This is a genomic window from Mesorhizobium sp. M2C.T.Ca.TU.002.02.1.1 (genome assembly GCF_003997225.1).
The window spans coordinates 1-7,580 of sequence record NZ_RZTO01000245.1 but is presented as its reverse complement, the minus strand read 5'-3'; the positions used below and the strand labels follow the sequence as shown (position 1 = coordinate 7,580).

6 protein-coding genes and 1 pseudogene are annotated in these 7,580 nt (G+C 66.1%); 6 read left to right on the top strand and 1 reads right to left on the bottom strand.

What is annotated here, in order from left to right:
- The 3 genes from EOD07_RS15140 to EOD07_RS15130 all read left to right on the top strand — a co-directional run.
- Nucleotides 1-509: DUF1028 domain-containing protein (locus EOD07_RS15140; RefSeq protein ID WP_164772262.1), on the top strand; the 509-nt coding region annotated here is incomplete at its 5' end.
- 20 nt (nucleotides 510-529) lie between these two features.
- A complete protein-coding gene (locus EOD07_RS15135) occupies nucleotides 530-2,020 on the top strand; it encodes an aldehyde dehydrogenase (RefSeq protein WP_127236042.1) in 1,491 nt (496 codons plus the stop codon).
- A gap of 25 nt (nucleotides 2,021-2,045) precedes the next feature.
- Complete coding sequence (locus tag EOD07_RS15130) at nucleotides 2,046-2,999, top strand: LysR family transcriptional regulator (RefSeq protein ID WP_245470154.1); 954 nt, start codon at nucleotides 2,046-2,048, stop codon at nucleotides 2,997-2,999.
- Between the two features lie 6 nt (nucleotides 3,000-3,005).
- On the opposite strand, the gene argE is transcribed toward EOD07_RS15130, so the two are convergent.
- Nucleotides 3,006-4,163, bottom strand: coding sequence for an acetylornithine deacetylase (gene argE / locus EOD07_RS15125; protein WP_127236041.1), 1,158 nt, complete (start codon nucleotides 4,161-4,163; stop codon nucleotides 3,006-3,008).
- Nucleotides 4,164-4,384: 221 nt separating this feature from the next.
- Between argE and EOD07_RS15120 the strand changes: the two genes are divergently transcribed.
- The 3 genes and pseudogenes from EOD07_RS15120 to EOD07_RS15110 all read left to right on the top strand — a co-directional run.
- Complete coding sequence (locus EOD07_RS15120) at nucleotides 4,385-6,454, top strand: NAD(P)-binding protein (protein WP_127236040.1); 2,070 nt, start codon at nucleotides 4,385-4,387, stop codon at nucleotides 6,452-6,454.
- Nucleotides 6,455-6,592: 138 nt separating this feature from the next.
- Nucleotides 6,593-7,372: an SDR family NAD(P)-dependent oxidoreductase gene (locus tag EOD07_RS15115; RefSeq protein WP_127236039.1), complete on the top strand. Its 780-nt coding sequence runs from the start codon at nucleotides 6,593-6,595 to the stop codon at nucleotides 7,370-7,372.
- 8 nt (nucleotides 7,373-7,380) lie between these two features.
- Nucleotides 7,381-7,580: pseudogene (locus EOD07_RS15110) on the top strand (pteridine reductase); the annotation flags it as partial.

Genomic DNA, 7,580 nt, shown 5'->3' with positions numbered 1-7,580 from the left:
AACTGATGGCGCGCGGTGCCTCGGCCGCCGAGGCGGTTGCCATCATCAAGCGCACTGGCGCCTTTATCGAATACCGGCAGATACTGGCGGTCGACGCCGCGGGCGTCAGCGCGATCCACTCCGGGCCGAAAGCCCTCGGCATCTGGGCCGAGGCGCGTGGCGAGGACGTCGCCTGCGGTGGCAACCTGCTCGCCAACGATGGAATTCCAAAGGCCATGGTCGACGCCTTCCTCGCCTCCGAAGGCCATCTCGGCGACCGGCTGATCGCCACGATGCGCGCCGCGCTCAAGGCGGGCGGGGAGGCGGGGCCCGTCCGCTCCGCCGGCATGAAGCTGGTGCGCGATGTCTCGTGGCCCGTCGCCGACCTGCGATGCGACTGGACGGAAGCGTGCCCGATCGAGCAGCTCGCAACGCTGTGGCAACTCTACGAGCCCCAGCTCGACGCTTACGTCACCCGCGCCCTCAACCCGTCCGATGCGCCGAGCTACGGCGTTCCCGGTGACGAGTAGTACCGGCTTCTGGAGTCAGCATGAACGAACTCAGCCACAAGGAGTGGGTCGGCAGAGCGTCCGCGATCCGCTTCCGCGACAAGGCGTTCATCGACGGCAAGCCGGTACCGGCGCGCTCCGGCCGGACCTTCGCCAGCATCAATCCGGCCACGGGAGCGACGCTGGCCGAGGTCGCCTCCTGTGGGGAAGAGGATATCGACCTTGCCGTTGCCGCGGCGCGGCGCAGTTTTGAAGCCGGCGTCTGGTCGCGAACCAGTCCCGCGTATCGCAAGCAAGTGCTGCTCAGGCTGGCGGAACTGCTGCGCGAGAACCTGCAGGAACTCGCGCTGCTGGAATCGCTCGACATGGGCAAGCTGGTCAAGGACGCGGCCACCATCGACGTGCCGGGCTCGGCGGCGATCTTCCAGTGGTATGCCGAGGCGATCGACAAGGTCTATGACGAGGTGGCGCCGACAGGGCAGGGCGACCTCGCTCTGGTGCGGCGCGAGCCGCTCGGGGTCGTGGGCGCCGTGGTGCCGTGGAATTTCCCGCTCGATATGGCGACCTGGAAATGCGCGCCGGCGCTGGCGGCGGGCAATTCGGTGGTGCTGAAGCCGGCCGAGCAGTCGCCTTTCTCGGCGCTCAGGCTGGCCGAGCTTGCCATGGAGGCGGGGCTCCCTGCCGGCGTGCTCAATGTGGTGCCCGGCCTCGGCGAGACCGCCGGCCAGGCGCTTGGCCGGCATATGGATGTCGATTGCCTTGCCTTCACCGGGTCGACCGCCGTCGGCAAGCTGTTCCTGCAATATTCCGGCCAGTCGAACATGAAGCAGGTCTGGCTGGAGACCGGGGGAAAAAGCCCCAATCTGGTGTTCGCGGATTGCGCCGATCTCGATGCGGCCGCCGATATGGCCGCCTTCGGTATCTTCTTCAACCAGGGACAGGTCTGCTCCGCCAATTCCCGGCTGCTGGTGGAGCGCGGCATCAAGGACGCGCTGGTGGAGAAACTGGCGGAGCGCGCGGCGGCGTCGCAGCCAGGCGACCCGCTCGACCCTCAATCCAGGATGGGGGCGATGGTGGATGCGCGGCACGCAGCGACCGTCATGCGCTTCATCGATAGCGGCAGGAAGTCGGCTCGGCTGGTCACCGGCGGCGACCGGGTGGCCGTCGATGGGCGCGGCAGCTTCGTGCAGCCCACCATCTTCGACAATGTTTCGCCGGACGATCCGCTTGCCCGCGACGAGATTTTTGGCCCGGTGCTGTCGGTGATCGCCTTCGACAGCGAAGACGAAGCACTTCGGATTGCCAATGACAGCGTCTACGGCCTCGCGGCATCGCTGTGGACCGACAGCCTGTCGCGAGCACACCGCATCGCGGAAAGACTGCGGGCGGGCACGGTTTCGGTGAACACCGTCGATGCGCTGAGCCCGATGACGCCCTTCGGCGGCTTCAAGCAGTCCGGCTTCGGGCGCGACCTGTCGCTGCATGCGCTCGACAAATACACAGCGCTGAAAACCACCTGGATCAGGTACTGAGGAGCGGCCGCGACTTGATCACCGGGTGCAAACCGGCAACATAGCCACCATGCCGCTCCGCTTCACGCTCAGACAGCTCGAATATTTCGTCGCCGTTGGCGAAGCCGGCTCGATCGCCAAGGCGGCCGAGCAGGTGAACGTCTCGCCGCCGTCGATCTCGGCGTCGATCGCCCAGCTCGAAGCGGAGTTCGGCGTCCAGCTCTTCGTGCGCAAGCATTCGCATGCGCTCGCGCTGACAGCGGGTGGGCGCCTGTTCCTCAAGGAAGCCGCGCGGCTGCTCAACGATGCGGATGCGCTGCACGACATTGCCGGCGATATCGCCGAAAAGGTGCGCGGACCGTTGGCGATCGGCTGCCTGCTGACTTTCGCGCAGATCGTGCTGCCGGCGCTGCGCAGAAAGTTCGAGGACGCCTATCCGGATGTGCGGGTCCGCCAGTTCGAGCGCAACCAGGGCCAATTGTTCGAGATGCTGCAGCGTGGCGAAATAGACGCAGCGCTGACCTACGACCTCGAATTGTCGCAGGACATGACGTTCGAACCGCTGATGCAACTGCCGGCCTATGTGATGCTGCCGGCCGCGCATCGCCTGGCGGGGAGGGCGGGGATCACGCCGGAGGAACTGGTCGATGAACCGATGGTGCTGCTCGATCTGCCCTACAGCCGCGAATACTTCCTCTCGGCCTTCCAGGGCCTGCGGCCCAGGATCGCCGAGCGCACTGGCGATATCGCCGTGATGCGCTCGATGGTCGCCAACGGCTTCGGCTATGGTATCGCCAATATGCGGCCGCTCAACGCCATGTCGCCGGACGGCAAGCTGCTGGTCTTCGTGCCCTTGCTGGGCGACATCAGGCCACTGACGATGGGAATTGCGCTGCCGAACGCCGAGCACCGCACACTCACGGTGCAGGCCTTCATCGACCATTGCCGCCGATTCGTCGTCGAGCAAGGCGTCTTCGGCACCGAGCGCATCGTCAAATGAGGGACGTCACGGCCAGCCGTCGGCGAGCCGTGCGAGTAACCGCTCCAGCATCTCGTCGCAGCGCCGCAACTGCTCGACGCTGACAAATTCGTCCGGCTTGTGCCCCTGCGCCATCGAGCCCGGTCCGCAGACGACGGCAGGCGTGCCGAGATCGCGGCTGAACAACCCGCCTTCCGTGCCGAAGGCGACTTTCATGGTGTCGTTGGCGCCAGTCAGCGATTTGACGAAGGCCACCGCTTCCGAAGCGGCCGGCGTGTCGAGACCTGGATAGGTGTTGGTGATCTCGATGTCGATTGCCGCTTCTGGCGCGATCGCAGCCGCTTCGGCGGCAATGCGCGCGGCGGCATCGCGCAGCCGGTCGAGGATGCCGGCGGCGTCATCGGCGGCGACGTTGCGGATCTCGAAATCGACCACGCAAAGATTGGGCACGATGTTGAGCGCCACGCCGGCATTGATCTTGCCGACATGCACGGTCGTGTAGGGAATGTCGTAGTCGCCGTCGCGCGCACCTTCGCGGGTGAGCCGCTCCTGCTCGTCGCGCAAGGCGCGCACGAAGTCGCAGCCGAGATGGATGGCGTTGAGCGCGAGCGGCGCGAGCGCCGAATGGCCTTCGCGTCCCTTGCAGAGGGCGCGCGCCGCGAGCTTGCCCTTGTGCCCCGTCGCCACCTGCATGTTGGTCGGCTCGCCGACGATGCAGAGCAGCGGGCGTTGGGGTGCTGCGCTCAGCATCTCGATCAGGTCGCGCACGCCGAGACAACCGACCTCCTCGTCGTAGGAGAGCGCGAGATGCAAGGGCGTGCGCAGCGGCATTTTCGAGGCCTTGAGGCAGGCCGCGAGCGCCGAGGCCACGAAACCCTTCATGTCTGCCGCGCCGCGCCCGTAGAGCTTGCCGTTGCGTTCGGTCATCTCGAATGGGGGCAGTGTCCAGTCCTGGCCGTCGACGGGAACGACGTCGGTATGGCCGGACAGCATGATGCCGGGCGCATCAGTCGGTCCGATGGTGGCGAAGAGGTTGGCCTTGTGGCCGTCGGCGCTATGGATGAGCTGGCTGGCGATGCCGCTCGCTTCGAGCAGTACCGCCGCATAGCCGATGAGGTCGAGGTTCGAGTCGCGGCTCACCGTCGGGAAGGCGATCAGCCGTTCGAGGATCCTGATGCTGTCCATTCTTCTTTTCCCGTTGCCGCAACCGGGTGTGTAGCATCGTAGCGCGGCGGCGCTGAAGTCGCATTTGGCTCAGCCCCGGTTCATCGCAGGCTAATCCCCGGATGCGCGATTAGGCGCATCCTAATCCGCACAGAAGAATTCCGTAGTTTTCCCGCGCCGGCGCCAACTTATGAGTAATCTCCGGAGCATCGGCAGCGCCAGCCGACGGGAAGGGAACTACCATGCGCGACCCACGCTACGACATTCTGTTCGAGCCGATGAAGATCGGTCCGGTGACCGCCAAGAACCGCTTCTATCAGGTTCCGCATTGCAATGGCGGCGGCTACCGCGATCCGTCGGCCGCGGCCGCGATGCGCCGGATGAAGTCCGAAGGCGGATGGGGCGTCATCTTCACCGAGCAGACGGAGATGCACCACACCTCGGAGATCACGCCCTTCATCGAGCTCAGGCTGTGGGACGACGCCGACATGCCGGCCCTGGCGAAGATGGCGAAAGCCATGCACGAGCATGGCGCGCTCGCCGGTATCCAGCTCGCCTATTCCGGCATCAACGGACCCAACCTCTACACCAAGGAGGTGCCGCGCGGGCCGTCGGCCTTGCCGATCCGCACCTTCACCAACGATCCGGTGCAGGCCCGCGCCATGGACAGGCAGGATATCCGCGACCTGCGCCGCTGGCACCGCAATGCCTTCAAGCGCGCGAAGCAGGCCGGTTTCGACCTGGTCTGCCTCTACGGTGCGCATGGCTTCGGCATCATCCAGCATTTCCTGTCGACCGCCACCAACCAGCGCAGCGACGAATATGGCGGCTCGCTGGAGAACCGCTCGCGGCTGATGCGCGAACTGATCGAGGAAGGGCGCGACGCGATCGGCGACACCTGCGGCCTGACGCTCAGGCTGTCGCTGGACGAGATGATCGGCGAGCTTGGCTTCGCCAATTCGGAAGTCCGCGACATGATCGAGATGCATGCCGAGCTGCCCGATCTCTGGGACCTCGCGCACGGCGCTTGGGAGGATTGCTCCGGCCCATCGCGCTTCAAGGAAGAGGCGGCGCAGGAAAGCCTTGTCTCCGGCATCAAGAAGCTGACCTCAAAGCCGGTCGTCGGCGTCGGCCGCTTCACCTCGCCGGATGTGATGGTGCGGATGATCACGTCGGGCACGCTCGATTTCATCGGCTGCGCCCGTCCGTCGATCGCCGATCCCTTCCTGCCGCGGAAGGTCGAGGAGGGCCGCATCGAGGACATCCGCGAATGCATCGGCTGCAACATCTGCATCACCGGCGACATGACAATGTCGATCTCGCGCTGCACGCAGAACCCGACCTTCATGGAGGAATGGCGCAAGGGCTGGCATCCGGAGCGCATGCAGGCCAAGGGCGACAGCGACAGCGTGCTGATCGTCGGCGCCGGGCCCGCCGGACTGGAGGCCGCCCGCGCGCTCGGCCTGCGCGGCTATCAGGTAGCGATTGCGGAAGCGGGCACGGAGCTCGGCGGGCGCGTGGCGCGCGAGTGCCTGCTGCCGGGCCTGTCGGCTTGGGGCAGGGTGCGCGACTATCGGCAATACCAGCTCAGCCAGATGCCGAATGTCGACATCTATTTCGAAAGCCGGCTGTCGGCGGACGATATCCTGTCCTTCGGCTTCCAGAACGTCGCCATCGCCACCGGATCGGCCTGGCGGCGCGACGGCGTCGCGCGCGCCCATGTCGTGCCGATGCCGATCGACGCCGCCATGCCGGTCTACACGCCCGACGATCTGATGGACGGCAAGGTGCCGTCCGGCAATGTCGTGCTGTTCGACGACGATCACTACTACATGGGCGGCGTGCTGGCCGAGCTGATGGCGCGCCAGGGCGCGAAGGTGACCCTGGTGACGCCGTCGGCCTATGTCTCGGACTGGACCCGCAACACTCTGGAGCAGGGGGCGATCCATCGCCGCTTGGCGGAGCTCGGGGTCGATATTGTGCTGAACAGGACCGTCACGACGATCGCGTCAGGCGGTGTCGCGACGGCCTGCGTCTATACCGGCGCGAGATCGGACATGGCCGCCGATGCCGTCGTCCTGGTCACGTCGCGCAATCAGCACGACGACGTCTGGCGCACGCTGAAAGCTCGCGAAAATGAGTGGGCGGCCAATGGCATCCGATCGATCAAGGTCATCGGCGACGCCGAAGCGCCGGGACCGATCGCCTGGGCGACCTATGCCGGCCACCGCTTCGCCCGCGAGCTGGACGAAGCCGATATCGGTGACGCGCTGCCTTTCCGGCGCGAGGTGACGGCACTGGCGGACGGATAGTGCCGCTCAGCCGCGGAGCGGATCGACCGCTATCGTTCCTAATCCGATATCCGCTATCATCGGCTCCGTTTGGGGCTTCCTTGACCTTTGATATTATTATAATAGCCTTGCGTCGAGGGATGATGATGGCGGCGAGCAATGCGGTGTGACTTATCGGATCGGGTCGCCTTGGTCACAGGGGCGGCGGGCGCCATCGGAAGCGCCATCGCCAAACGGCTTTCGGATAACGGGGCCGCGGTTGTCGTCGCCGATATCGACATGGCAGGCGCCGAGCGTGTCGCGGCCGGCCTGCGCAACGCGATGGCCTGCGGGCTCGACATTCGCGACGGCCAATCGGTCGATGCCGCGATCGCCAGGGTTTTGGAGCGGCACGGCCGGCTCGACATCCTGGTCAACAATGCCGGCGTCAATACTTTGGCGCACCGCGTCACCATAGACGAATTCCCTGCCGAGGAATGGGATCGCATCACCGGCATCGACCTCGACGGCCTCTACATCATGAGCCGCGCCGCGCTGGCGCCGATGCTCGCCGCCGGCAAGGGCGGGCGTATCGTCAACATCGCCTCGGTCGTCGGCCTTGCCGCGATGCGGCTGCAAAGCCCGTTCGTTGCCGCCAAGGCCGCCATCGTCCATCTGACGCGGTCGATGGCGATCGAACTGGGCGCCAAGGGGATCCTGACCAACGCGGTCGCGCCCGGCTCGGTGCTGACCGCGCTGACCGCCAAGCTGTTCTACGGCGACGACGGCAAGTTCGCCGGCCGCACGCGGGAGTTTCTCGCCCATGTGCCGCTCGGCCGGCCGGCCGAGCCGGAGGAGATCGCCGAGGCCGTGCTGTTCCTGGCCTCTCCGGCCGCCAGCTACATCAACGGCCAGGTGCTGGCCGTCGATGGCGGCTGGACCGCGGGGTACATGATGTGAGCGCCGCCATGGAAATCGATCTCGCCGGCGCCGCGATCGCGCTGGACGGTGAAACCAATGCGATCGTCGATGCGGTGCTCGCAGCCCTGCGCGCCAATGGCGGGCGTATCGTCGAAGGCGCCCCGACAGGTGCTGCCGATATCCTGCTGGTCTCGTGTCCGCTGCGTCCGGGAACGAAAGCCGGCGATCCGCGCTCGCTGTATGCCGA

Bases quoted from the DNA above. Each gene is read 5' to 3' on its own strand.
- EOD07_RS15120 (WP_127236040.1), top strand. From the start codon at position 4,385: ATGCGCGACCCACGCTACGACATTCTGTTCGAGCCGATGAAGATCGGT.
- EOD07_RS15135 (WP_127236042.1), top strand. From the start codon at position 530: ATGAACGAACTCAGCCACAAGGAGTGGGTCGGCAGAGCGTCCGCGATC.
- EOD07_RS15115 (WP_127236039.1), top strand. From the start codon at position 6,593: ATGCGGTGTGACTTATCGGATCGGGTCGCCTTGGTCACAGGGGCGGCG.
- argE (WP_127236041.1), bottom strand. From the start codon at position 4,163: ATGGACAGCATCAGGATCCTCGAACGGCTGATCGCCTTCCCGACGGTG.